Genomic DNA, 23,846 nt, shown 5'->3' on the forward strand with positions numbered 1-23,846 from the left:
GCCCCCGCGGCGGATCGGCCGACCGGTCACCGGCCGGACACGGCCTCGTCCGGGCGGGGGCAGCGGGTTCTCGGCGTTCGCGCGGCAGCGCGCGGTGCTACTCGTGTCGGGCGGGGGCGGGAGTGGCGGCGGACACGGCGAGGCGGACGTCGTCGAGGATCAGCGCGTGGTTGATCGCTCCGGCGACGAGCGCGCCGGCGCCGATCGAGATGGAGACGTTGGCCATGGCGTTGACCACGTTCCCGGCCGCCCAGACCCCGTCGATGCTGGTCCGTCCGTTCTCGTCGACGGTCACGAACGACCCCCACGGGTGCTCCGTCCGCTCCGCCCCGAGCTGCCGCAGCGGTTCGTCCCGGGGCACCAGACGCGGAATGGTGAAGATCGCGTCCAGCTCGATGAGCCGGCCGTCGGCCATCTCCACCCCGGCGACCCGGTCGTCACGGGAGACGACCCGCCGTACCGGGCCCTCCTCGACGCGGATGCCCCGGGCGTCGAACGCGGACCGGGTCTCGCCGCCGGGGGCGCCGACGGCGTCCGCGAGGTAGGTGATCGACGGCGACCACTGTCGCAGCAGCTGCGCCTGGAATTCGCTGGCCGGGCCGGTGGCGAGGATGCCGATCCGCCGGTCACGGACCTCGTACCCGTCGCAGTAGGGGCAGACGGCGACGCCTCGGCCCCAGCGTTCGGCGAGGCCGTCGAGTTCGGGGAGCTCGTCGCGAGCGCCGGTCGTCACCAGGAGTGTGCGGGCTCGGACGATCGCACCGTCGGCGGTCTCGACGGCGAATCCGTCGCCGTCCCGGCGGGTGAGCGTCGCCGTCGTGGTGAGGATCGTGCCGCCGTAGGACTCGACTTCGCGCCGCCCGATGGACAGCAGGTCGGCGGGCGGTCGGCCGTCGTGGCCGAGGACGCCGTGCATGTGTGCGGCGAATCTGTTGCGAGGCGTGCCTGCGTCGAGGACGACCACCCGCCGGCGGGCTCGGCCGAGCATCAGGGCGGCGCTCAGCCCCGCGCTCCCGCCGCCGATCACGGCCACGTCCCAAGAAATCTCGTTCATGCGCCCACGGTGCGTCAGCGTGGGCCCCAGCTGCAAACCGAGTTGCGAGATCAGCAAATCGCCCAGGGGATCTTGGACGTGCCGGGTCCCAGACGGGCACGAACCGTCCAAGATCCCCCTTATCCCGACGCGACCGGGGCAGGGTCAGCGGCCGGCCAGCAGGTCGCCGGTCAGTGTCCGGAGCCGCCGCCGGTACTCGGGGTCGTAGGCCGCCGCCGCGGCGCGCGCCTCCTGCCCGCTGTCGAAGTAGCGGCCGGTGACGCCGGCCAGCTCGACTCCGTCGACCAGCCGCCGCACGGCCGACACCCCCTTCTCCAGGGTGTCGACGAACTCCATCCCCGAACGGGTCGACATGCTCGTCGGCATGTACGACGCCGGGTGGACGCTGTTCGCGGTGACGGCGGTGCCGGCGAGCTCGTCGGCCAGATCCAGGGTGTGGCAGATCAACGCGAGCTTGGCGCGGCTGTAGGCGGCCGGCTCGTGGAAGTCGCGTACGAACTGCGGGTCGTCGAAGTCGATAGGCTGCTGGCCGATCGAGGCCACGTTCACCACCCGGCCCGCCGGGCTGCGGCGCAGCAGTGGGAGCAGTTCCCGGGTCAGCAGCACCGGTGCGAGGTAGTTGACGGCGAGGCGCAGTTCGTACCCGTCCCGGGAGAGCTGACGGGTCCTGCCGTCCACGTGGAAGCCGACACCGGCGTTGTTGACCAGCACGTCCAGCCGGTCGTGCTCCCGCGTGACCTCCGCGGCGAGGCGCTTCACCTCGTCCAGGGAGGAGAAGTCGGCCCGCAGCGGAATCCCGCCGGTGGCCCGCGCGACCTCCGCGAGCCGGTCGGCGTCGCGGCCGTGCAGCAGGAGCCGGTGCCAGCCGCCGGCCGCGAGCTCCTCGGCCAGGGCACGGCCCAGGCCGTCGGACGCTCCGGTGATCAAGATCAGTGACATGTTCCGAGTCCTTCGGGTGCGACGGTCAGGCCGGGCCGAGCCGTCCGAGCAGGGCGGCGGCCAGCTCGGCCGATGAGCCGGGGTTCTGGCCGGTCAGGAGATTGCGGTCGGTCACCACGTGCGACGACCACGCCGGGGCCTCGATGAAGTGCGCACCGAGCGCGACCAGCCGGTCCTGGAGCAGCCACTCGGCGCGGTCGGCGAACCCGGTCAGGGTCTCCTCGGCCCGGGTGAAGCCGGTCAGCCGGTAGCCGCGCAGCGGCGAGACGGCGTCCGGGCCCTCGGTCGCCAGCAGGGCCGCCACGCCGTGGCACACCAGGGCCAGGGGCCGGCCGGAGTCCAGGGTCTCGATGATCACCCGGGCGGACCGGGGATCGCCGGAGAGGTCCTCCATCGGGCCGTGACCCCCCGGGTAGAAGACCGCCGAGTAGTCGGCCGGGTGGACGTCGGCCAGCGCCAGCGGCCGGCGCAGCGCCGCAGCGCCGTCGAGGACCGCGGCGACCGCCTCGGCGCCCTGTGGGCCGCCGTTGAACTCGGGGGCCAGGCTGACCCGGTCCACGGTCGGCACCACTCCGCCCGGCGTGGCGACGGTCACCTCGTGCCCGGCCTCGGTGAGCGCGCGGTACGGGGCGGCGAACTCCTCGGCCCAGAAGCCGGTGGGGTGCTGTTCACCGTCGGCCAGGGTCCAGTGGTCGGCGCCCGTCATGACGAACAAGATCTTTGCCACTCAACTCACTCCGTTGCTCGTTCCGGACCGAGGGCCCGGAGTCCTGTCCTCGGCGCTGATCGCGCCTGTTCACGGGCTCGACGCTAGGCCGACGTGCGCTCAGTCAGCCAATAGGATTACCGGCATGGCCCCAAAGAATTCCGATGGCTCGCACCAGCTGGACCTCACCCAGCTGCGCACCTTCCTGGCCGTCTACCGGGCTGGTTCCCTCACCGAGGCCGCCCGCCGTCTCGGCCTCGCGCAGCCGACCGTGACGGGTCAGATCCGCGCGCTCGAACAGCAACTGGATCGCCAGCTCTTCGAGCGGCTGCCGCGTGGGGTCGTACCGACCGCCGTCGCCACCGACCTCGCCGCCCGGATCTCGGCTCCGCTGGACGAACTCGCAGTGGTGGCCGACCGGAACGCCTCGGCGCCCACCGAGCCGGTGCACCTGGGCGGCCCCGCCGAGCTGCTGGCCGTCCGGATCCTGCCCGTGCTCGCGCCGCTCGTCGCCGAGGGCGTACGGCTACGTGTCACGCCGGGACTCGCCGACGACCTGCTCGACGGCCTGCGCGCGGGGCGCCTGGACCTCGTCCTGTCCGCTCTCCGGCCGCGCGGGCGCTCCGTGCTGGCAGCGCCGCTCATGGACGAGGAGTTCGTTCTCGTCGGCGCGCCGGCGTGGCACGCACGGATCGGCCCGCTCGGCCCGGACGACGCCACCGCCCTCGACGGCGTACCACTGATCAGCTACGCGGAGGACGTGCCGATCCTGCGCCGCTACTGGCGCCACGTCTTCCGCCAGCGGCTGAGCGCGCGGCCCGCTCTCGTGGTGCCCGACCTGCGGGGCGTGCTGGCCGCGGCCGTGGCGGGCGCGGGCGTCACGGTGCTGCCGCGCTACCTCTGCACGGAGGAGCTGCGCACGGGGGCGCTTGTCGCGCTGCTCGAACCGGAGGATCCGCCGATCAACACCGGATTCATCGCCCAACGCGCGACCACCACACTGCGCCCCGAGGTGCTCCGGGTGCGCGACGCGATCCGGCAGGCCGCCCGCGAGTGGTGACTCCCGGGCACACCCTGCCTCGCGGTGCACCCGCCTCGCGCGGCCGTCCCTATGATCCGGCACATGGCATTGCTGCACCGGGCGGACGTACGCCCCACGAAGCTCGAACTCCTCGCCGCCTGGCTGCCCGACCGCCCCTGGTTCCAGGGGGAGGCGGGCGCCGAGCTGGAGCGGGTTGCCGCGTACCGCTTCGACGACCCGGCGGGCGAGGTCGGGATCGAGACCCTGCTGGTACGCGCCGGCGCCGGGCCGGTCCACCAGGTGCCGCTGACCTACCGCGGCGCGCCGCTGGACGCTGCGCGGCGGTGGCTCGTCGGCACGTGTGAGCACTCGGTCCTCGGACGCCGGTGGGTCTACGACGCCTGCGGCGACCCGGTCTACGCCGCGGCCCTCGCGAGGGCCGTCCTCACCGGAGCGGGACAGGTCGAGGAGTACTTCGAGGTGGACGGGGTGCGCGAGGTACGGCCGCAGAGCATGACAATCGTCGCGGACGGCCCGCGACCGGTCGCCGTACCCGAGTTCGGCCCGATCGAGCAGGCGCAGGAGGGCGACCCGACCCGGATCGTCGGCGAGGCGGTCGAGTTGGCCGTGGTCCGGCGCCTCGGCGAGCACACCGAGCTGCCCGGAAGCCGGCTGACCGGGTCCTGGGAGGGACAGCCCGCCGCGCTGCCGTTGGCGTACGTCTCGCCGCGCTGACCGGTCAGCGAGCCCGCCGGTTCGCCCGGAGGGCACCCAGGATCACGCCCGGAGTGATCAGCGAGTTCGGGTGTTCCCGCATGGAGACGACCTGGTTGAACCGCCGGGCGACGGCCACGTCCGTCACGGTCGCCGCGACGATCTGCCCGCTGAGCCAGCTACGGAGCCGGTAGGCGCGCGGATAGGGGCCGTCGACGTGCGGCAGCGCGAGGTCGGCGGAGGTCGACGTCGACCAGGCGGCGTCGACCACCACCTCCTGCAGGGCGAGGAACGCCCGCGCGGGCTCGCTGAGGTCGGGCGCCGACCGCAGGTACGTCGAGAGGCAGGCGGCGTGCAGGGTGGCGGCGGTGATGCCTTGCCCGTACACCGGGTTGAACGACGCCACCGCGTCGCCGACGGCGACGAGCCGGGCGGGGAAGCGCGCCAGCGCGTGGAAGTCACGCCGCCGGCTGTCGGCGTGGCGGTACGTCTGGACGTCACCGAGCAGTTCGTTCTCGACGACCGCGCCGAACTCCGGCGGGAACTGCTCGCGCATCCGGCGGACGAAGTCCGCCGCGGTGCGTCCCGGGCGGTTCTCCCCGTAACCGGCCATCATGGCCATCCACCGGTCGCCCTCCACGGCGAAGTACGCGGCCCCGGCCACGTCCGACGAGACGCGGGGACTGTGCAGCGCCAGGGCGAGGGCGGGCCGCGGGTTGGGCTCGCGTCGCCGGAACATCGCCGTCGCGTAGTTCAGGTTGACGGTCATCCGTCGCAGGACAGGCCGCTCCCAGCCGGCCTGGGCGAGCCAGTCGGAGAGCCGGCTCGACCGTCCCATGGCGTCCACCACGAGGTCGGCGCTCTCGACGCCGGGCGCGCCGCCGTCGTCGATCCGGACTCCGGTGACCGCGGCGCCGTCGAAGACGAGGCCCGTGGCCCGGGCGGTCGCGGTCTTCACGTTGGGCAGCCGGAGCACCCGACGGCGGATCAGCCCCTCCAGGAAGGGCCGGGTGCCGGCCAGGCTGTCCGCGTCGTCGGGGACGACGACCTTTCTCCGGCCGTCGAGGTAGTTCCGCCTGCTCGCCGGTGGCGCCTCGATCGCCCCCTGGTCGAGGGCCTCGTCGCGGAAGCCCGGGAACAGGTGCTCGAGCTGGAGGAATCCGCCGGGCAGCAGGGCGTGCAGCTGGGTCCCCTGTGGCACGCCGGGCCGGGCGCCGGTCGTGTGCAGGTCGTCGCGGTCGATGATGACGACGCTCTCCGCGTGCTCGGACAGCACCCGGGCGGCCAGCAACCCGGCGACGCTGCCGCCGACCACGGCGGCCGTACCCATGATCGGACGTGCCTGTTCCGGTGGCCGTACCGCGTTCAGTTCCGCGAAGATCCGGGCCGGGGAGGGTGCCATCCTTCTCCTCCAGGGTGGGGGTGCTGCGCTCCCGCATCCTCTCAGGGCCGATGGCAGACCAGGTCGCCGGGCAGCGCGGCTGATTCCATCGACCTCGATCCGGCGACCTTTGGACAGCTTCCAGAGCATTGGTCGTTTTGTCGGCTTCGGCAGCCACCGTCAGCCGCGTGTAGCATTCGGCCGGACACCATGTCCGACATTGTGTCCGCGTGCTCGGCGCACGGCACATGCGCGCGGCGGAAGACGACCAATTGGAGCGTTAGGTGAAGTATCGGCTTTTGGGGCGTACGGGCGTGTGGGTCTCCGAGATCTCGCTCGGGACGATGACGTTCGGCGGCGAGGGACACCCGGTCTTCGGCAAGCTCGGCGCGCTCGGGCAGGAAGAGCTCGACAGGATGCTCGGCGTGGCCCTCGACGCCGGCGTGAACTTCATCGACACGGCCGACGTCTACGCCGACGGCGAGAGCGAGGAGATGGTGGGCCGGGCGATCAAGCAGCGCCGGCGCGACATCGTCCTCGCCACCAAGCTCCTCGCCCCCGTCGGGCCCGGCCCCAACGATCAGGGCCTCACCCGCCTGCACGTGATGCGCGCGCTGGAGGACAGCCTGCGCCGGCTGCAGACCGACTACATCGACGTGTACCACATCCACAACTACGACCACCTGACGCCGATGGAGGAGACGCTGGCCGCCCTCGACGACGCGGTACGTCAGGGCAAGGTCCGCTACATCGCAAGCTCCAACCTCGCGGCCTGGCAGGTCAGCAAGGCCCTGGGCATCTCCGCACGACAGGACCGGGCCCGGTTCGTCGCCAACCAGATCCACTACTCGCTGGTGTCCCGCGACGCCGAGCGCGACCTCGTGCCGATGGCCGAGGACGAGGGAGTGAGCCTCACGGTGTGGAGCCCGCTCGCCGGCGGCTTCCTCTCCGGCAAGTTCAAGCCGGGCAGCACCGACAGCGCGGAGGTCTCCCGGCGCAGCCAGGTCGGTGGCGACTTCGTCCAGTTCGACGAGGAGAAGGGCCACCAGATCGTCGACGTGCTGCGCGCCGTCGCGGCCCGGCACGAGGTGAGCCCGGCCCGGGTCGCGATCGCGTGGGTGCTCGCCCAGCGGGCGATCACCAGTGTCATCGTCGGCGCCCGCCGGATGGACCAGCTCACCGACAACCTCGCCGCCGCCGACCTGACGCTGACCGAGCAGGACCTCGCCGAACTCGACGCGGTGAGCCGTCCGCCGGTGGCCTACCCGAACTGGATCCAGGAGAGCTTCGGGCCGGTCCGGATCCCGGCCGCCAACCAGGGGTAGCCTCCACCGTCGCGGCGGGACCACCACCCGCCCGAGGGCGAACCTCCACTCGGCCGGGGTCGATCCGACGATCGACCCCGGCCGGTCTCTTCGTCGCGGATCCGGCACCGGAGATCTGTACAGCCGGCGACCGCTCCCTTCCGCTCGGTTGCCGAGGGCACTACGGTCGCTTCCACGTGCACCAGCTCCCGGCGTAGCGCCGCAGCAGCGGAAGGGGTCGTCATGACGATCAACCACATCAGCGTCGGTCGCGGGCCGCAGCGGGTGCTCGCGCTGCACGGTTGGTTCGGCTCCGCCCGTGGCTGGGGCTGGCTGCCGGAGCTGATCGACGGCGACCGCTTCACCTGGGTCTTCCTGGACTACCGCGGGTACGGCGAGCGCGCCGACGTCCCCGGCGAGCACAGCATCGCGGAGATCTCCCGCGACGCCCTCGACCTGGCCGACTCGCTCGGCTGGAGCACCTTCTCCGTGGTCGGGCACTCCATGGGCGGCAGCGCTGCTCAACGGGTGCTCGCCGACGCGCCGGAGCGGGTGGAGCGCCTCGTCGGCATCAGCCCGGTCCCCGCCGGCGGGGTCCCCTTCGACCTGCAGAGCTGGACGCTCTTCGACGGCGCGGCGGCCGACCCGGGAAACCGGCGCGCCATCATTGACCTCACCACCGGCAACCGACTCTCCGGCCGCTGGCTCGACGAGATGGTCCGCTTCTCCGTCGAGAACTCCGCCCGCGAGGCGTTCGGCGCCTACCTCACCGCCTGGGCGCGTACCGACTTCACCGACGAGGTTAAGGGCAATCCGGTACCGGCGCTCGCGGTCGTCGGCGCGCAGGATCCGGCGCTCGGCGCCGACACCATGCGCGAGACCTGGATGCGGCACTACCCCAACGCCCGCCTCGAGGTGCTCCCCGACGCCGGGCACTACGCGATGTACGAGGCGCCGGTGCGGTTGGCCACCGTGGTCGAGGAGTTCCTCGGGCGGTGACGCTCGACCCGACGCCGCTGGTCGATCCCCGCACCTACGTCGACGGCGTGCCGTACGACCTGCTCGCCGCGCTGCGCGCGGCCGGCCCGGTGGTGTGGGTCGAGGAGCCGCCGCTGCTCGGGCTGCCCGGTGGCCCGGGCTTCTGGCTGGTGCTCCGGCACGCCGACGTGACCGACGTGCTCCGGCAGCCGGGGCTCTTCTCGTCCTGGCTCGGCGCCACCCAGGTCCGCGACCCCGCCACCGGCGAGGACCTGGGCTACGTCCGGCGGATGATGCTCAACATGGACCCGCCGGAGCACGGGCGCCTGCGCCGTCCGGTCGCGCGTTCGTTCACGCCGCGGGCGGTCGCCGCGCTGGAGGCGTCGATCCGCGCGAACGCGGCGATGCTCGTCGCGCGCGTGCTCGGCGACGCGGACGAGGGGGTCTTCGACTTCGCCCGTGATCTCGCCGCCGACCTGCCCCTGCTCACGCTCGCGGACGTGCTCGGGGTGCCGGAGACCGACCGCTGGCTGCTCTACGACTGGTCCAACCGGGTGATCGGGTTCCAGGACCCGGACTACGCGGTGTCGGCCGCGTTCGACGCGCGGGCCGGCACCGACGCGGCCCGGGAGGCGCTGCGGCACCGTCCCGCGCCGGGTCCCGACGGCCGGCTGCCCGATCCCCGCAGCCGCGCCGGCATGGCCGACCTCTATGCGTACGCGCACCTGCTGGCCGAGTCGAAGCGCCGCCGTCCGGGGCGGGACGTGATGTCCGTTCTGCTGGCGCAGCGGGGCGACGAGCGGCTGTCGACGGAGGAGTTCGAGAACATGTTCTGGCTCTTCGCCGTGGCCGGGAACGAGACGGTCCGCAACGGCCTGCCGGGGGCGATGATCGCCCTGCTGGAGCATCCGGCGCAGCTGGAGCGGTTGCGTCAGGAGCCGGCGCTCTTCGACACCGCCCCCGACGAGCTGCTGCGCTGGTGGACGCCGGTGATGGTGTTCCGGCGTACCGCCACCGTGGACACCACGGTCGCCGGCACACGGGTGCGGGCCGGCGACAAGGTGGTCGTCTCGTTCACCTCGGCCAACCGGGACGAGCGGGTGTTCACCGAGCCGGACCGGCTCGACCTCGCGCGCCACCCGAATCCGCAGCTCGCCTTCGGCCACGGGCCGCACTTCTGTCTCGGCGCGCAGCTGGCCCGCCGCCAGCTGCGCGCCCTCCTGGAGGAGCTGCTGGCCCGGACGACGAGCGTCTCGTACGCGGGCGCCCCGGCCTTCCTATGCTCGAACTTCCAGCGCGGTGTGAAGCGGTTGCCGATCCACTGGCGACGGCGCCGACCTCCGACGCGGGCGAACGGTGTCAAGGCTTGACCACAGAGTGTGACACGCTTAACTTCATCGATCAGAAAGGTCTCCTTACTATTTTCATCCGAGCGTGGGGAGTGCCATGCGACCATTCCGTCACCGTCTCACCGCCGTCGCCGCCCTGGCGACGCTGCTGGTCACCGCCGCCCCGCCGACCAGCGCGAGCGCGGGCGTGAGCCCGAACGGTCGGGACGGCTACCTCCGGGTGGGTTACTTCACCCAGTGGGGGATCTACGACCGGGCCTACACGATCGGCAAGCTCGACACCTCCGGCGCGGCGAGCCGCCTCACCCACATCAACTACGCCTTCGGGAACGTCAGCGAGGACGGCCGCTGCTACGTCGACGGCGGGCCGGGCGAGGGTGACGCCTGGGCCGACTACCAGCGCCCCGTCCCGGCCGAGGAGAGCGTCGACGGTGTGGCGGACGCCTGGGGCGAGCCGCTCAACGGCAACTTCGGCCAGCTAGCCAAGTTGAAGGCGCGGCACCCCGGCCTGAAGGTGCTGATCTCGCTCGGTGGCTGGAGCTGGTCGACGTACTTCTCGAACGCCGCCCGCACCGACGCCTCCCGCAAGGCGTTCGTGGCCTCCTGCATCGACCTCTACCTCAAGGGCAACCTCCCGGTCCTCGACGGCGGCAGCGGCGGACCGGGCGCGGCCGCCGGTGTCTTCGACGGGATCGACCTGGACTGGGAGTGGCCGAACTGGCCGGGTGAGCCGGGCAACGTCATCCGTCCCGAGGACCGGGAGAACTTCACCAAGCTGCTCGCCGAGTTCCGCCGGCAACTGGACGGCTACGGCCGGACGACCCGCAAGCATTACGAGCTGACGGCCTTCCTGCCGGCCAACCCGGCGACCATGGACGCCGGATACGAGGGGCGCAAGATCTTCCGCTACCTCGACTTCGCCACCGTGCAGGGGTACGACTTCCACGGCTCCTGGGAGGCTGTCACCAACCAGCACTCGGCGCTGCGAGTGCCGGCGGGCGCGCCGGACGACCCGGACTTCTCCGCGGAGGTCGCCATCGACGGCTGGATCGCCCGCGGCGCGCCGCGCGGGAAGCTGGTCCTGGGTGTGCCGTACTTCGGCCGGGGCTGGACCGGCGTCACCGGCGGCGGGGACGGCCTGTTCCAGCCCGCGGCGGGGCCCGCGCCGGCGACCTTCGAGCCCGGCTTCGAGGACTACCGGCGACTCAAGACCCTGCCGGACAACGGCTTCACCCTGCGCCGCGACCTGCGTGGCGGGCATGCCTGGCTCTTCGACGGCACGACGTTCTGGACGTACGACGACCCGGTGGTCGTCCTGCAGAAGATGCTCTACATCCGCCGCTCCGGTCTCGCCGGGGCGATGATCTGGTCGCTCGACGGCGACGACGACACGGCCACGTTGACCAAGACGATCGGTCTCGGGCTGGCGACACCGTAGCCCTACCGGCCGCCCGGCACTGCCCCGCCGGCCCGTCGTCGACCGCTCGGGCGGCGGCAGGCCGGCGGAACATCGGCGGTGCCGCGGCGACCATCTGATTTCCAACTGTTTTCCGTGGCCCGGAGCAACCCCGTCCCGGCAGACTCGGTGCATCGCCCCGGTGGTGAACCGAGCGGGGCGACGACGGAGCACGACACCCGGACGGACTCCAGAAGTCGTCCACTATGGCTAATGTTCATGGCGCCGTCGGCGTGCCGGGCACCGTCGAGGTTCATCGAGAGGGCTACGTTCGGATCGGGCATGCCGATCTATGGCGTGGGTGATGTCGTCCTGGGGAGCCGGCGTGGATGAGGCGGTGCTGACGGGTCTGCGTGAAGTGGCCGGGCCGGAGCTCTACCGGCGCAACGCCTTCCGGGTGACCGGCCTGCCGGTCGACGTGGACCGGCCCACGGCCCGCCGCCGCCAGCAGCGGTTGGCGGCGGCGTTCAAGGTCGGCGCGGACGTCGACGGGTTGGGCCCGGCGGTCGGCCCGGAGGAACTGCGCGCCGCGTTCGACGTCCTCCTGGGTGACCCGCGACGCCGCCTCGTGCACGAGATCTTCGGCGCCTGGGGTGCGCCGGACGACTGCGGGTGCCCGACCACGACCCACACCGAACACGATCGCGCGGTGCGGGCCCACGCCGAGGTGCTCGACATGGATCCGGCGGACGTCCTGGCGCTGGCCATGGACGGTCGGGTGGACGACAGGTGGGCGACGGCGGCATCGGCCTGGACGAAGACCCTGCGGTCGGCCGCGTTCTGGCGCCACCTGCACCACCGCGTCGAACAGCTCGACGACCGCCAACTCGACGCCGCGGTGGTGGAGGCGCTGCGCGCCGAACTGCCGGGCGTGCTGGTCCAGCCGGTGCTGCAACTGGCCGCGACCGCCGAATATCCTGCCCCGCTGCGAAAGAGCCTCGCGGACTGGCCCGTTCCGGAGCGTGACCGGGACCGGCTCGTCGAAGAGGCGGCCGGCCCGCAGTACGAGAAGCTCGAAGCGATCACGGGTGAACTGCACCGGCTCCTCGAGTCCGGTGACATCGAGGGCACGGTGGCGAGGGTGCACGCCGAGGCGCTTCCTGCCCTCGCGCGGCTCGAAGGGCTCGCCCCGATCGACAGGCACCGGCGTACGGCCACCGCGCGCAACCGGATCGCGGTGGCCCTGAACAACTGCGCGGTCGCCAAGCAAGGCAAGACCGGGCGGTACGAGGGCGACGTCAAGACGTGGCTGGCCGAGGCGGAGAAGCTCGCGACCGACCCGGAGACGATCCGCAGGATCCACGAGAACCGCGACGGTTTCGTCGGCGAGGAGCGGGCGATCCAGGAGTTCCGGGCCCGGGTCCGCCTGCTGGAGCGGACGCACGGGCGGTACGCGGCCGTGCAGTTCCTGCGCAACCTCCTCAGCCAGTCCGACGACGAGGCCCTCACCACGGTGGTGCGGCAGATGCTGGCGGAGCTGAACGCCGGCGGGCTCGGCTACCGGCCCGCACCGCGGCCGGCGTACGAGCGGCAGGGCCGCCGCCGGCGGGTCCTCGGCGTGGTCGCCGTCTGCGCGGTGCTGCTCGTGATCTACGTGCTGTACCAGGCGTTCAGCGGTCCCGACGCGCAGCGGGTGGACGTCCACAGCCGGACCTTGACCGACAATCCACCGGCGGGCGCGTGCGTCGCCGAGGCCGCCGACTGGCGCGACGGCAACTCGGCGGTGAGCGTCGTGGACTGCGCGGAGGAGCACTGGGCCGAGGTGGTGGCCTATCTGCCTCTGGCGACAGGCCCTGCGGAGTACCCCGGTGTCGAGGAGGTGTCCCGGCTGGCCACGTTCCTCTGCGCGGAGAAGCTGGCCCAGTTCAGCCTCTCTCCGCAGACCTACGACGTCGAGGTGATCTACACCGGACAGATCGACTGGGACGCGCAGGATCCGGACCCGAACTACGCGACCTGCGCGGCGCGTCGGGTCGACGACAAGCGGTGGAAGGGCCAGGCCATGGGGGCGGGCTCCGGGAACGCGCAACTGGCCGCGTCGATGCCGTTGACCTCACGTGAGGGCATCCTCGAGAACCCCCCGATCGGATCCTGCGTGGAGGTCGTACAGCCGGAAGCGAAGTGGGACGAGAAGCTGCCGATCGTCCGCTGCGACCAGCCCCACTGGGCGCAGATCCTCGGCTATCGGCAGGTGACCGGGCCGTGGTCCGACGAGGCCGCGGTGGCGCAGGCCGCGAACCTCGTGTGCCTCGGTCTGGCGAATTCGCAGCAGGTGCCCGACGGATACACGGTGACGGCCGCCTGGCCGCCCTGGTGGAACGAGCCGGCCAGTCCGGTCCACGTGGCCTGCCTGGCTCATCGGGACGACGACCAGCCCTTCAGCGGGGGGATCCGGCAGTGAACACCGCACCGAAGACCCGTGGGGTGACGCTACGGGTGCGCTCCCCGGAGGGAGCCGCCACCGGGATGGAGCTGGCGGACGGCCCGATCACGGTCGGCCGTACCGCGCCGGACCACACCCCCGACGTGAGTCTCGAACCGGATCCGCAGCGCTGGGTTGGGCGCCTGCACTGCACGTTGGACGTGGTCGACGGCGGCTGGTCGGTGACCGACAACGCGAGCGTCAACGGCACCCTGTTGCGGACCCTCGGCGGGCGCACCGAACGCCTGGTCGGGCGCCGCCGCCTGCGGCACGGCGACACGCTGCTGATCCTCGGCGACATGTCGTCCGAGGGTGAGCCGCTCTACTGGGAGCTGACGCTGCTCGACCCGCACACCACCCAGCCCGCGCCGTTCGAGCCGCCGCCGACGGTGCCCGCGCGCGGTCCCAGCCTGCGCTACGACTGGGTGGAGGCACGGGCGTACCGCTGCGACGCGGAGGGCGAAACCGCGGTGAGTGGGCTGCGTCCGCAGGGCCACCAGTTGCTGCGGTACATGGTCGGGCGCAGCAGCAACGGCGCCGCGGTGGCCTGCGGGCACGAGGAACTGATCACCGCGCTCTGGGGTTCGCCCGAGGAGTGGCCGCCGAGCCGCTCCTACACCCGCGCCGACCTGGCCGGCGTGGTGCGCGCGGTACGCCGGAGCATCGAGGCGGACCCGTCCGCGCCACGGCTCCTGGAGACCGTCACCGGCATCGGGTACCGACTCAACGTCCACCCGGCCGACGAGGCGGGAGGCGGCCGATGACGCTGCTCGACAACGGTGACCGGGTGACCGAGACGCTGGTCGTGGACCGGATGCTCGGCGAGGGCGCGTTCGCCGAGGTGCACCGGGTACGGCACGAGTACCTCGGCTGGCAGGCGATGAAGGTCTTCAAGCGGGTCGCGTCGCTGGAGGAGACCCGCACGCTGCTGGAGGAGGCCCGCCTGCTCTCCACGCTGGGCCACCCGAACATCGTCCGCGTCTTCGACGCCGGCACGGTGCGTACGGCGCGGGGCGTACGCGGCTTCTTCACGATGGAGTACGTCGCCGGGGGCAGCCTGGAGCGGCTGGCCCGCGCGCACTCCCCCACCGCTCCCGTCGATCTCGTCATCGAGGTGGTCGAGCAGATCGCCGCGGGCCTCACTGCCGCGCACGAGCAGGACCCGCCGATCCTGCACCGGGATCTCACCCCGGCGAACATCCTGGTGGGATACGACGGTAGTGGCATGCGGCTGCGCATCAGCGACTTCGGGCTCGCCAAGCGGGCCGACCCGTTCACCATGCTCGCCAGCGCCCAGGGGACGTTCGCCTTCATGGCGCCGGAGGTGCTGCGACGGGAGGGCTACTCGCGGGCCAGCGACGTGTGGTCCGTCGGCACAATCGCCTACCTGCTGCTCACCAACCGCCTCCCGTACGACGACGGCGGCCCGCTCTCCTCGTACTCGCCGAGCCGGTTCGCGCGTGGGCCGCTGCCGCCCAGCCGCTACAACCCGGCGGTGGACGCCGAGCTCGACCGGATCGTGCTGGCCACGCTTGAGGTGGCGGCGGGGAACCGGCTCGCCTCGGCCGGCGTTCTCGCCGGTGAGCTGCGCAAGCGGCGGCAACACGTCGACGGCGCAGGGAAGCCGGACGGCGGGGTCGTGGAGCCGCCCCCGCCGAGCGCGCGGGCCCTGCGACTGGCCGAGGAGGCCCTGGATCTGTCCCGGCGCGCGGGGCAACTCGATCGCGCCGCCGACCTGATGGAGGAGGCGGTGAACCTGTCACCGGATCTCCGGGCGCGTTACCTGCCCAAGCTGACCCTGTGGCGCCGGGGGGTGACGTTGTGACCCGGCTGGTCCGGCTGCGCGAGGAGCTGCGCCAGCGTCGGCACCACCCGGCGTTCCGGATCTCCGCGCCCGTCTGGACGGAGCAGCAGTGCCGTCAGATCGAGGAGCTGTTGGCCCAGGCCCAGGCGGCCACACCGGCGCCGACGGATCCGATGGTGGAACCGGCGCCCACCGAGACCGTGGCCGCCACGGCCGCGGAGCCCGACGAGGCGGCGCTCGCGGCGGCCGCGACGAACCTGTGGCGCGCGGAGCGCAAGTTGACCCCGCCGGGCGAACGCCCCAGCCCCCGCGACCGTCAGGCCGCGCGATACCTGCGCACCTGCGCGGAGGCGCTGGCCGACGCCGGACTGGTCCTCCAGGACCACGACGGCGACGCCTTCAACCCCGGCCGGGCGCTCGAGGTGCTCGTCTACCAGGAGAACCCCGCCCTCACCGCCGAGACCGTCCTCGAGACGGTGCGGCCCTCGGTCTACCTGCACGGCCGCCTGGTCCAGATGGGGCAGGTGATCGTCGGTACCCCCAGCCAATCCCCCGACGGAGGGAACGACAATGCGTGACACCATCGACTTCGGCATCGACCTCGGCACCACCAACAGCGCTATAGCGATGGTCGAAGAGGACGGTGCCGTGGCGGTCATCAAGAACAACGACGGCTGGGACATCACGCCGTCGGCGGTGTGGATCCCGAAGCCGGGCACGGTGCATGTCGGCCGGAAGGCGCGCGAGCGCGTGGAGAGCGATCCCGACAACGCGACCTCCGAGTTCAAGCTCGAGATGGGGCTAGCCGACGCCGGCAAGGACTTCGTCCGGGGCGGCGTGCGCCTCACCCCGCCGCAGCTCTCCGCCGAGGTGCTGAAGTCGCTGCGGGCCGACGCGGCACACCACGCCGGCAGTCCGGCGGACGCCGCGGTGATCACCGTGCCGGCGGCCTTCTCGCTGAACCAGAACAAGGCGACGCTGGAGGCGGCCACCCTGGCCGGCTTCAGCGCCGCGTGCCCACTGGTCCAGGAGCCCACCGCGGCCGCGTTCGCGTACGGCTTCCACGACGCCGACGATCGGGCCTACTGGATGGTCTTCGACTTCGGTGGCGGGACCTTCGACGCGGCGGTGGTGAGCAAGCGCGACGGCGACCTGCGGGTGCTCAACCACGCCGGCGACCCGTACCTGGGCGGCAAGCTGATCGACTGGGCGGTCGTCGAGCGGGTCCTCGCTCCGGCGGCAGCGGGTGCCCTCGGGTTGACCGACTTCCGTCGGGACAACCCGGCGTGGCGGGGCAACTTCGCCAAGCTGAAGGGCGCCGCCGAGGATGGCAAGATCCAGCTCTCCCGCCGGGACGCGGTCGACCTGATGGTCGAGCTGACGGTGGGCGACGGCGACACCGAGACGTTCGAGTACACGCTGCGGCGCGACGATCTCGACCGGATCGCCGAGCCGTTCTACGCCCGGGCCGTCAACCTCTGCCGGCAGGCGCTGGCGGACGGCGGGCTGCGACCGGACGACATCGACAAGCTGCTGCTCGTGGGGGGCGTGACCCTCTCCCCCGGCCTTCGGGAGCGTCTGGCCGACCCGCAGGACGGCCTCGGCATCACGCTGGACACCAGCCTCGACCCGACCACGGTGGTCGCCCGCGGCGCCGCGATCTTCGCCAGCACGGTCCGGCACCCCGACCCGCCGTCGTTCCAGCCCGCGGCGGACGAGTTCGGCCTCGAACTGGCCTACGAGCCGAGCGTCACCACGACGACGCCGACGGTCGCCGGGCGGTTGCACGCGTCCTCGGAGGCGGACTTCACCGGCTTCGGGGTCGTCCTCAGCAATCCGGGCGGCCAGCCGCCGTTCCGCAGCGGCCGGATCGCGGTGAACGCCGCGGGCGCCTTCATGACCGAGGTCGACATCGACGCGCACAAGGTGTCGCACTTCCGCATCGAGCTCACCGACCGGGCGGGTGTGCCGCGGAAGGTGGTCCCCGACTCGCTGTCGATCACGCACCGGGAGGTGGAGTTCGGCGGCGCCCGCCTCACCCACTCACTCGGCATCCAGCTGGCCGACCGGGCCTTCGCGCCGCTGCTGCGCAAGGGCGCGACGCTGCCGGCGCGGGCCCGGGAGGTGTTCCGCACCGCGGGCGCCCTGCGCCGCTCGGACGACGAGGCCCTGGTCCGCATCCCCGTGGTGCAGGGCGAGCGCAACCGCGCCGACCGCAACCGGCAGGTCGGCATGCTGGAGATCCGCCCGGTGGACCTGCGGATCGACCTGCCGGCCGGCACCGAGGTCGAGGTCACGTTCGAGGTGGACGCCTCCAATCTCGTCACCGTGGTCGCGGACGTCCCGCTCATCCAGACCCAGTTCGACGCGGAGATCAACCTCGACGACGTACGCGCGCCGAAGCCGGACGACCTCGTGAAGACCCTCAGCGAGGTCGAGGGACGGGTGGACACGCTGCGCCAGTCGCACGCCGCGCAGACGCCGGAGGTGCGCGACCGGCTGGACCAGCTCTCCGAGGAGGGCACCCTGACCACCGCCCGGGAGCAGGTGCGCGCCGCCGCCGTCGACACCGGCGCCGCGGCGAGCGCCGAGGACCGGTTGCGCGAGGTGCAGGCGCAGCTCGACGACATCGAGGAGGCCGCCGACCGGCCCGCGATGATCCAGGAACTGCGCCAACTGCTCGCCGAGGCCGCCGACCTGGCCGCCCGCGCGGGGCAGCAGGCCGACCGTCAGGAGCACGCCGAACTGGAGCGGCGCGCGGAGGACGCCATCGCCAGCGGCAACGCGGCACGGATCCGTGCGGAGATCGACCGCGTCACCGGGTACCTCATCGACCTGCAACGGCGCCAGCCCGGCTGGTCGGTGCAGGTCTTCTACTGGCTCGGCGAGCAGCAGAGCCGGATGCGGCCCGCCGGTGAGGCGACGCGGCTGATCCGGGAGGGCCGCGAAGCGCTGGCCGCCAACGACGAGCGGGCCCTCGACTCGGTCAACAGCCGGTTGGTCCGGCTGCTCCCCGACGAGGAGCAGAACAAGATCATCGGATTGACTCTCCGATGAGCGCACCGGCCATCGAGACCGATCTGGCGGTGAGCCGGGCCGCCGCGGCGGCCCGGCGCGGCGAGCTGGAGGCCGCCGCCGAGCTGCTCACCGGGTTGGAGACCGAGGATCTGTCGGTCTTCGACCTGCTCGCCCGCATCCGCGCCCAACAGGGCCGCTGGCGGGACGCGGACGAGTGCTGGGCGCGCGTGCAGGCCGGCGACCCGGAGCATGCCGGCGCCGCCGAGGGGCGGCGGATCCTCGCCGGGATCGTGGCCGGGAAGCGTCCGTCCCGGCCGGTCGCCCAGCCGGGGCGGGTCGCGGTGGCCGGCGGGGTGCTGGTCGTGGCCGCCGTAGCCGGTGGCGCCGTCGCCGTGGCCGGTGACGATCCACGCCGGCCGGTGGCGACCGCCCCGGCTGCCGCCACCTCGTCGCCGACGGAGGCCGGTGAGGAGCAGCGACGGCGCGCCGAGGAGCTGGCCCACCGGCTGGCACAGGTGGAGGCCGAGCGCTCCGCCGCGGCCGAGCGGCTGACCACCCGGCTCGACGTGATCAGCCGGCGGCTCACGATGCCCGGAGTCATCGTGAAACGCGGGTCGGGCACCGTCGAGGTCTACTTCCGGGAGGGTCTGTTCATCGAGGACACCCGCCTGACCGCCGACGGGGCCGCGCTCCTCGACAGGGTCGGCCGCCGACTGGACGGGCTCGACGCGTCGATCACCGTCGTCGGGCACAGCGTGCCGGTTCCGGGCGGGCGGACGAGCGGCGGCTCCGGAACGGCGCTGAGCCGGGCCGAGGACGCCGCCCGGCAACTCGCCGAGGCGAGCGGCCTGCCGCTGACGGCGTTCGCGATGAGGTCCGCGGAGCAGTCGGAGCGGCCCTTCGAACGGGAGGCCCGCAACCGGACGGTCAGCCTCGTCCTGACCCCGCGCTGAGACCAACCGCGACGCCGGCCGGCCCGGCGGCCCGTGCACGCGGCGCCCGGGTGGGCCGTGCAGGCGGACCCGTGCGGGCGGGTCCCGGTGAGCCGTGCGGGCTGCCGGTTCAGGCGGCGAAGACCTGGGAGTCGTCGGCGAACGCCTTGAACTCCAGGGCGTTCCCGGCCGGGTCGTAGAGGAACATCGTCCACTGCTCGCCGGGTTTGCCCGCGAAACGCAGGTAGGGCTCGATGACGAAGGTCGTACCGGCGGCGCGGAGCCGCTCGGCGAGGTCGTGGAACTCGGGGATGGTCAACAGCAGGCCGAAGTGCGGGACGGGTACGTCGTGGCCGTCGACCTGGTTGTGAGCCGCCGGCCCGCGCGCCGGGGCGAGGTGGGTGACGAACTGGTGACCGCGCAGATTCCAGTCGATCCAGGTCTCGGAGCTGCGCCCCTGCTCACAGCCGATGATCTTCCCGTAGAAGTGCCGGGCGGCGTCGAGGTCGTCGACGGGCATCGCCAGGTGGAACCGCGGGACGGGCGAGTTGAGGGTGGTCACGTGGGCTGGCTCCTCTCTCGGAAGGTCGCGGCCGCTCCCGTCGCGCGTCGGGACGGAGTCGGCGGCCGCGCCTGTTCCGCCATCCTCCGCCATCCTCCGGTACGGCGGAAGGGTTGGCCTGCCCGCCGCCTTCTGGCACGATACTTGCGCTCGTAGTGCAAGAACTTCGTCGATCGATGGAGGACCGATGCACACTCTTCGCCGGCGGACGCTCGCAATGCTGACCGCGGTCACGGTCGCGGCCGGGCTCGCCGTCACCACCAGCCCACCCGTCGCCGCCGAGGCCGCCGCCCGGGCGGCGTACCGTCCCGTGGTCTTCGTACACGGCAGCGCCGGATCGGCGTCGCAGTTCCAGACGCAGGCCAAGCGCCTGGCCAGCAACGGTTACCCGATCGACATCATCGAGGCGCAGGAGTACGACTCACCCAACGTCGCCACCATCCTGCCCCAGATCTACGCGGAGTTGGACGCCCGGATCAGCCGGCTGCTGGCGGCCAGCGGCGCGGACAAGGTGGATCTGCTGGCACACTCCCTCGGCACCTTCGTCATGCAGAGCTACCTCACCAGCTCCCCGGCGCGCGCCGGCCGGGTCGCGCACTACGTCAACCTGGACGGGCGCACCGCGGCGTCTCCGCCGGGCGGGGTGCCCACGCTCGCGATCTGGGGCGAGGGCGACCCGGCCCGGGCCATCACGGGCGCGACCAACGTGTACCTCCCGGACCAGTCGCACACCCAGACCGTGTCGTCGGAGGAGTCGTTCCGCGAGATCTTCCGGTTCTTCCGCGGCCGGGCCCCGCACACCACGCGAATCGTTCCCCAACTCCTCGGGAAAGCCCGGGTCTCCGGCCGCGCGGTGCTCTTCCCGAGCAACGTCGGCGTCACCGGCGCGACGCTCGAGATCTACCCGGTGAGCTCCCTGACCGGCCGTCGGCTCGCCGACCGTCCCGCGCACCGGCTGGCGCTGACCGGCGACGGCTCGTTCGGTCCGATCCCGGTGCGCGCCACCGCCCGGTACGAGTTCGCGATCGTGCGGACGGGCGCGCCGACCCACCACTTCTACTTCCAGCCGTTCCTGCGCTCCGACACGTTCCTCCGGCTGCTCACCAGCCGGCCCGGTGAGGGGCTCAGCGCGCTGATCGACACCAGCGACCGGCACACGGCCCTGACCATCCAGCGGCAGAAGGAGTGGTGGGGCGACCAGGGCGACGCGGGCGACAAGCTGTGGATCAACGGCCGTGACGTGCTGAACGCGGCGAACACGCCACGCGCCAAGCGGACCATCGGCATCTTCGCCTTCGACGACGGCAGCGACCGGGTCACCGACCTGACCGCTCCCCTGCCGGAGTTCTTCAGCCAGACCTTCATGACCGGCATGGACGTCTTCATCCCGGCCGCGCCGGCGCACCTCGGCCTCGTCTCGATCGCGGTCGACCAGCGGGGCGGCGGGTTCGACCTGATCAGCGTGCCGAACTGGAGGTCGAGCGAGCACCGCGTGACGGTGAACGTCGACGACTTCTGACCACGAGCTAGTCGGCGACGATCCGGAAGCCGATCCCGGCCGCCGTGATGCGGTCGAGGTCGGCCGCCGTGATGCCGTATCCGGTGAACCGCTCCACCGCGACCAGACCCTTCTGCCCCCGGTCGACGTGGTCGTCGAGATCGAGCCCGGCGAGCGCCGCCGCGACCGCCGGCTCCGCGGCGATCATCGCTTCGAGGTCCCCGCCCGTCCCGGGCTCGAACGCGGCGAGCAGTCGCCCGTGCTCCGCGAAGGAGAGCCGGGTGAGCGCCCTGACGTTCCAAAACATGCTGGCCGACCGACCGCCTGCGGAGGCCCGCCGCAGGACCGGTCCCCGCGAGCCGCGGAAGCCGTTGAACTCGACGGCCAGGATCGCCGGCCCGGTGTCGAGCACCGTGACCCAGGGGAAGTTCGAGTCCCCGGCGAACAGGTCCTCCTCGATCGAAGGGATCGGCTCCGGCCGCTTCGGGTCGGCACCGAAGGCGCGCAGCACCTCCTCGACGGTGGCGCCGGTCGTCACGGTGACCGTCGCCGCCTCCGACAGTGAGCTCCGGCGGACCCACCGGTACGCCTGCTCCGGCCGGGGCGCGCGCACCGGCTCGGGCTCGCCCCGCAGGCGGTGCCCCAGCCGATCGGTTCGCCGATGGACGACCTCCGGACCGGCGGGCGCCGACCAGACGACCAGCTCGTACGTCTCCGCGTCCGGGTCGTCGGCCTCGTCGCGGCCGCGCGCGTGCACCCGCAGGCGGTAGTCGCCGGGCCAGGGTGGGGTCTCGGCGCGCAGCTGCGGCTCGCTCGTGCCGTCGGGGCCGAGCACCGACGCGAGCCCCTCGGCCGCGCGCCAGCTGACCTCGACGATCTCCTCCCAGCCGGACGCCACCTCGGACGGCGCCTCGGCCAGCACCGTCAGATGGACCCGCACCGCGCCGTCGGCCCGGCCGGTCCGGATCACGGCACCGCCGTCGACCACGGTGACCAGCCCGTTGCCGGTAACGTCGACGGAGTCGGGGAACGCCCCCTCGGCCAGGGCGAAGCGGTGCCCCGACACCCGCACCGAGCCGAACGACCGCCGGGGCAGCAGGTACTCGGCTCGGATCTTCTCCCGCCGTGCCGCCGCGTACGCGGCGGGCATCGGCGTCTCCCCGAGCACGACCGCCGCCGCGCCGAGCCCGACGCCCACGATCAGCGCGGCCCGGTCGACGGCGGGTGGCACCTGCAGCTGACCGACGACGGCGTGCGCCGCCGCCACGGTGAGCGCCAGGTGCGCCCGTCCGTGCCGCGCCGCGATGGCGGCCTCGTCACCGGCGGTCGACGTCTCCGCCATGAGGGGAACGATGGACGGGTGCGCCGCGAGCCGCCGAGCCAGGGCGAGAACCAGGTCGGCGAGGCCGGGGCGCAGCCGCTCCACCAGCAGCGCCGCGGTCAGCGTCTCGCTCTCCTGGCCGAGCGAGGCGAACCCGTAACGGCCGTCGGCGGGCGGCGGCGGAAGATACGCCACGAGGCCCGGCACGTCGGGTGGCTGCGTGCCGGTCACCGTCAGCTCCAGCGCACCGAGCAGTCGTTCGGCGACCAGCGGCCCCAGCTCGCGTAGCGCGGCCAGCACCACCGGTTCGGTCGATGCGGGATCGCGGTGCGGCGACGCGGCGGGCAGTTGCCGCGGGTTCAGCGTGCCCAGGCGGCGTAGCCCGTGCAGCGCCGTCGATTCGCCCTTCACGACCACGGGGTGGTGTGGCGGCGGGAGGGCCACCCGGTCGTGGTCGACCCGTACGACCGCGGGTCGCCGCTGTTGTCTCGCCTCCCCCGGCACGCCCCACCGCCCCAACCGTGCCGCGGGGCCCGGTGGGATCAGCTCCAGGAGCGCCCGCATGACGGCACCGACCGGCGGCGCGAGTTCGTCGACGAGCCTGCCGGGAACGTCGAGCATGGCCTACCTCCGCCTCGGGACCAATTTAGCGCGCCGCGAGGGTATCGGAGGGAGCCGACAAGCGCTGCACCCTCGTGGTGGAGGCGGCAGTCGACCGCCGTGCAGTCCTTCCTCATCAGCGCGGTGGTGCTCCTGCTGTTCCGCTGTGGCGGCGCCCTGTCCGAGGCCGTCACCTGCGACGAACCCGAACCCGAACCCGACGCGAGCGCGCCCGCCGACGCCCGCACGGAGCCGGCCCAGACCGGGGCCGCGTCGTTGCCGTCCTCGACGTCCGCGTCCCCCACGCCGGCCACCACGTCGGCGGAGCCGTCGCCGTCGAAGGTCGCACCGAGCAAGGCCTCGTCCACTACCGCACCTGCGACGCCGTGCGCGCGGCGGGCAGGGATCCGCTCCTGGCGGGAGAACCAGGCTCTCGCGCCGGACTCGACCGCGACGGCGACGGGATGACCTGCGAGTCGGGCGGTGACGCCGGTGACGACGGGAACGGCGGTGGCGACTCGGGCGGGAGCGAGACGGGTGGCGGTGACACCGGCGACGCGGACGACGCCGACCCGCGCTTCTCCGCCTGCGCCAAGGCCAAGGCGGCCGGCTACGGTCCGTACCGTCGTGAGGTGGATCCCGAGTACCACTGGTACCAGGACCGCGACGGCGACGGCGACGGATGGGTGCGAAGAGCGGAACCCCGGCCGTCGATGCCCCTCAATCTGATCTTCGCTCGACGGACACCCGCCCGGCGTCCGACGCCGCGATAATCCACAGTGGTCTA

The 23,846-nt window shown here is 72.8% G+C and carries 21 protein-coding genes; 15 read left to right on the forward strand and 6 right to left on the reverse strand.

Translation table 11 applies throughout. From position 1 onward, the window contains the following. Positions 1-97 precede the first annotated feature (97 nt). The 3 genes from E1211_RS00470 to E1211_RS00480 form a co-directional block, all read right to left on the reverse strand. Entirely contained in the window at positions 98-1,054 is a 957-nt protein-coding gene (locus E1211_RS00470; protein WP_132344145.1) for an NAD(P)/FAD-dependent oxidoreductase, read from the reverse strand. A gap of 144 nt (positions 1,055-1,198) precedes the next feature. Then, on the reverse strand, positions 1,199-1,993 hold the full coding sequence (locus E1211_RS00475) for an SDR family NAD(P)-dependent oxidoreductase (protein WP_132344148.1): 795 nt from the start codon (positions 1,991-1,993) through the stop codon (positions 1,199-1,201). A 25-nt stretch (positions 1,994-2,018) separates the two neighbouring features. Then, positions 2,019-2,720 carry a type 1 glutamine amidotransferase domain-containing protein gene (locus tag E1211_RS00480; protein WP_132344150.1) on the reverse strand — a complete coding sequence of 234 codons (702 nt, stop codon included), beginning with the start codon at positions 2,718-2,720 and terminating at the stop codon, positions 2,019-2,021. 124 nt (positions 2,721-2,844) lie between these two features. On the opposite strand from E1211_RS00480, the gene E1211_RS00485 reads away from it, so the two are divergent. Together E1211_RS00485 and E1211_RS00490 are read left to right on the forward strand one after the other, a co-directional pair. Beyond that, positions 2,845-3,759 (forward strand): LysR family transcriptional regulator, encoded by a 915-nt coding sequence (locus tag E1211_RS00485; RefSeq protein ID WP_132344152.1) that lies wholly within the window; start codon positions 2,845-2,847, stop codon positions 3,757-3,759. Positions 3,760-3,822: 63 nt separating this feature from the next. Beyond that, entirely contained in the window at positions 3,823-4,455 is a 633-nt protein-coding gene (locus E1211_RS00490; RefSeq protein ID WP_132344154.1) for a hypothetical protein, read from the forward strand. Between the two features lie 4 nt (positions 4,456-4,459). On the opposite strand, the gene E1211_RS00495 is transcribed toward E1211_RS00490, so the two are convergent. Continuing rightward, positions 4,460-5,836 (reverse strand): NAD(P)/FAD-dependent oxidoreductase, encoded by a 1,377-nt coding sequence (locus E1211_RS00495; RefSeq protein WP_132344156.1) that lies wholly within the window; start codon positions 5,834-5,836, stop codon positions 4,460-4,462. Between the two features lie 263 nt (positions 5,837-6,099). On the opposite strand from E1211_RS00495, the gene E1211_RS00500 reads away from it, so the two are divergent. The 10 genes from E1211_RS00500 to E1211_RS00545 all read left to right on the forward strand — a co-directional run bounded on the left by E1211_RS00500 (position 6,100) and on the right by E1211_RS00545 (position 19,099). Continuing rightward, positions 6,100-7,140: an aldo/keto reductase gene (locus E1211_RS00500; protein ID WP_132344158.1), complete on the forward strand. Its 1,041-nt coding sequence runs from the start codon at positions 6,100-6,102 to the stop codon at positions 7,138-7,140. Positions 7,141-7,362: 222 nt separating this feature from the next. After that, positions 7,363-8,118 carry an alpha/beta fold hydrolase gene (locus E1211_RS00505; protein WP_132344160.1) on the forward strand — a complete coding sequence of 252 codons (756 nt, stop codon included), beginning with the start codon at positions 7,363-7,365 and terminating at the stop codon, positions 8,116-8,118. Continuing rightward, complete coding sequence (locus tag E1211_RS00510) at positions 8,115-9,467, forward strand: cytochrome P450 (protein ID WP_243709245.1); 1,353 nt, start codon at positions 8,115-8,117, stop codon at positions 9,465-9,467. Before E1211_RS00505 ends, E1211_RS00510 begins: the two co-directional genes overlap by 4 nt. Before the next feature lie 76 nt (positions 9,468-9,543). Then, the gene (locus tag E1211_RS00515) at positions 9,544-10,884 is read left to right on the forward strand and encodes a glycoside hydrolase family 18 protein (RefSeq protein WP_132344162.1); all 1,341 of its coding nucleotides are present in this window, start codon (positions 9,544-9,546) and stop codon (positions 10,882-10,884) included. A gap of 343 nt (positions 10,885-11,227) precedes the next feature. After that, the gene (locus E1211_RS00520) at positions 11,228-13,303 is read left to right on the forward strand and encodes a hypothetical protein (protein WP_132344164.1); all 2,076 of its coding nucleotides are present in this window, start codon (positions 11,228-11,230) and stop codon (positions 13,301-13,303) included. Next, a complete protein-coding gene (locus E1211_RS00525) occupies positions 13,300-14,088 on the forward strand; it encodes an FHA domain-containing protein (protein WP_132344166.1) in 789 nt (262 codons plus the stop codon). Before E1211_RS00520 ends, E1211_RS00525 begins: the two co-directional genes overlap by 4 nt. Continuing rightward, positions 14,085-15,149 (forward strand): serine/threonine-protein kinase, encoded by a 1,065-nt coding sequence (locus E1211_RS00530; RefSeq protein ID WP_132344168.1) that lies wholly within the window; start codon positions 14,085-14,087, stop codon positions 15,147-15,149. Before E1211_RS00525 ends, E1211_RS00530 begins: the two co-directional genes overlap by 4 nt. After that, positions 15,146-15,706 carry a hypothetical protein gene (locus E1211_RS00535; protein WP_132344170.1) on the forward strand — a complete coding sequence of 187 codons (561 nt, stop codon included), beginning with the start codon at positions 15,146-15,148 and terminating at the stop codon, positions 15,704-15,706. The genes E1211_RS00530 and E1211_RS00535 overlap by 4 nt, the downstream gene beginning before the upstream one ends. After that, positions 15,699-18,185 (forward strand): Hsp70 family protein, encoded by a 2,487-nt coding sequence (locus E1211_RS00540; protein ID WP_132344172.1) that lies wholly within the window; start codon positions 15,699-15,701, stop codon positions 18,183-18,185. The genes E1211_RS00535 and E1211_RS00540 overlap by 8 nt, the downstream gene beginning before the upstream one ends. Further along, positions 18,182-19,099: a hypothetical protein gene (locus E1211_RS00545; RefSeq protein WP_132344174.1), complete on the forward strand. Its 918-nt coding sequence runs from the start codon at positions 18,182-18,184 to the stop codon at positions 19,097-19,099. Before E1211_RS00540 ends, E1211_RS00545 begins: the two co-directional genes overlap by 4 nt. A gap of 109 nt (positions 19,100-19,208) precedes the next feature. On the opposite strand, the gene E1211_RS00550 is transcribed toward E1211_RS00545, so the two are convergent. Beyond that, a complete protein-coding gene (locus E1211_RS00550; RefSeq protein WP_132344176.1) occupies positions 19,209-19,640 on the reverse strand; it encodes a VOC family protein in 432 nt (143 codons plus the stop codon). Between the two features lie 187 nt (positions 19,641-19,827). Here E1211_RS00550 and E1211_RS00555 point away from each other — a divergent pair, with 187 nt between their 5' ends. Then, entirely contained in the window at positions 19,828-21,159 is a 1,332-nt protein-coding gene (locus E1211_RS00555) for an alpha/beta hydrolase (protein ID WP_132344178.1), read from the forward strand. Between the two features lie 7 nt (positions 21,160-21,166). Here the strand turns inward: E1211_RS00555 and E1211_RS00560 are convergent, their stop codons facing one another. Next, positions 21,167-23,080, reverse strand: coding sequence for a DUF6461 domain-containing protein (locus tag E1211_RS00560; RefSeq protein WP_132344180.1), 1,914 nt, complete (start codon positions 23,078-23,080; stop codon positions 21,167-21,169). A 99-nt stretch (positions 23,081-23,179) separates the two neighbouring features. Between E1211_RS00560 and E1211_RS33125 the strand changes: the two genes are divergently transcribed. Continuing rightward, positions 23,180-23,527: a hypothetical protein gene (locus E1211_RS33125; RefSeq protein ID WP_243709256.1), complete on the forward strand. Its 348-nt coding sequence runs from the start codon at positions 23,180-23,182 to the stop codon at positions 23,525-23,527. Beyond that, positions 23,446-23,832: an excalibur calcium-binding domain-containing protein gene (locus E1211_RS33130; protein ID WP_243709246.1), complete on the forward strand. Its 387-nt coding sequence runs from the start codon at positions 23,446-23,448 to the stop codon at positions 23,830-23,832. The genes E1211_RS33125 and E1211_RS33130 overlap by 82 nt, the downstream gene beginning before the upstream one ends. Positions 23,833-23,846 lie beyond the last annotated feature (14 nt).

It is taken from the genome of Micromonospora sp. 15K316, assembly GCF_004348525.1.
Lineage (GTDB): Bacteria > Actinomycetota > Actinomycetes > Mycobacteriales > Micromonosporaceae > Micromonospora.

What these genes read in the sequence shown, in the direction of transcription:
- E1211_RS00470 (WP_132344145.1), bottom strand. Translation starts at nt 1,054, where the DNA reads ATGAACGAGATTTCTTGGGACGTGGCCGTGATCGGCGGCGGGAGCGCG.
- E1211_RS00475 (WP_132344148.1), bottom strand. Translation starts at nt 1,993, where the DNA reads ATGTCACTGATCTTGATCACCGGAGCGTCCGACGGCCTGGGCCGTGCC.
- E1211_RS00485 (WP_132344152.1), top strand. Translation starts at nt 2,845, where the DNA reads ATGGCCCCAAAGAATTCCGATGGCTCGCACCAGCTGGACCTCACCCAG.
- E1211_RS00490 (WP_132344154.1), top strand. Translation starts at nt 3,823, where the DNA reads ATGGCATTGCTGCACCGGGCGGACGTACGCCCCACGAAGCTCGAACTC.
- E1211_RS00495 (WP_132344156.1), bottom strand. Translation starts at nt 5,836, where the DNA reads ATGGCACCCTCCCCGGCCCGGATCTTCGCGGAACTGAACGCGGTACGG.
- E1211_RS00505 (WP_132344160.1), top strand. Translation starts at nt 7,363, where the DNA reads ATGACGATCAACCACATCAGCGTCGGTCGCGGGCCGCAGCGGGTGCTC.
- E1211_RS00515 (WP_132344162.1), top strand. Translation starts at nt 9,544, where the DNA reads ATGCGACCATTCCGTCACCGTCTCACCGCCGTCGCCGCCCTGGCGACG.
- E1211_RS00530 (WP_132344168.1), top strand. Translation starts at nt 14,085, where the DNA reads ATGACGCTGCTCGACAACGGTGACCGGGTGACCGAGACGCTGGTCGTG.
- E1211_RS00540 (WP_132344172.1), top strand. Translation starts at nt 15,699, where the DNA reads ATGCGTGACACCATCGACTTCGGCATCGACCTCGGCACCACCAACAGC.
- E1211_RS00545 (WP_132344174.1), top strand. Translation starts at nt 18,182, where the DNA reads ATGAGCGCACCGGCCATCGAGACCGATCTGGCGGTGAGCCGGGCCGCC.
- E1211_RS00555 (WP_132344178.1), top strand. Translation starts at nt 19,828, where the DNA reads ATGCACACTCTTCGCCGGCGGACGCTCGCAATGCTGACCGCGGTCACG.
- E1211_RS00560 (WP_132344180.1), bottom strand. Translation starts at nt 23,080, where the DNA reads ATGCTCGACGTTCCCGGCAGGCTCGTCGACGAACTCGCGCCGCCGGTC.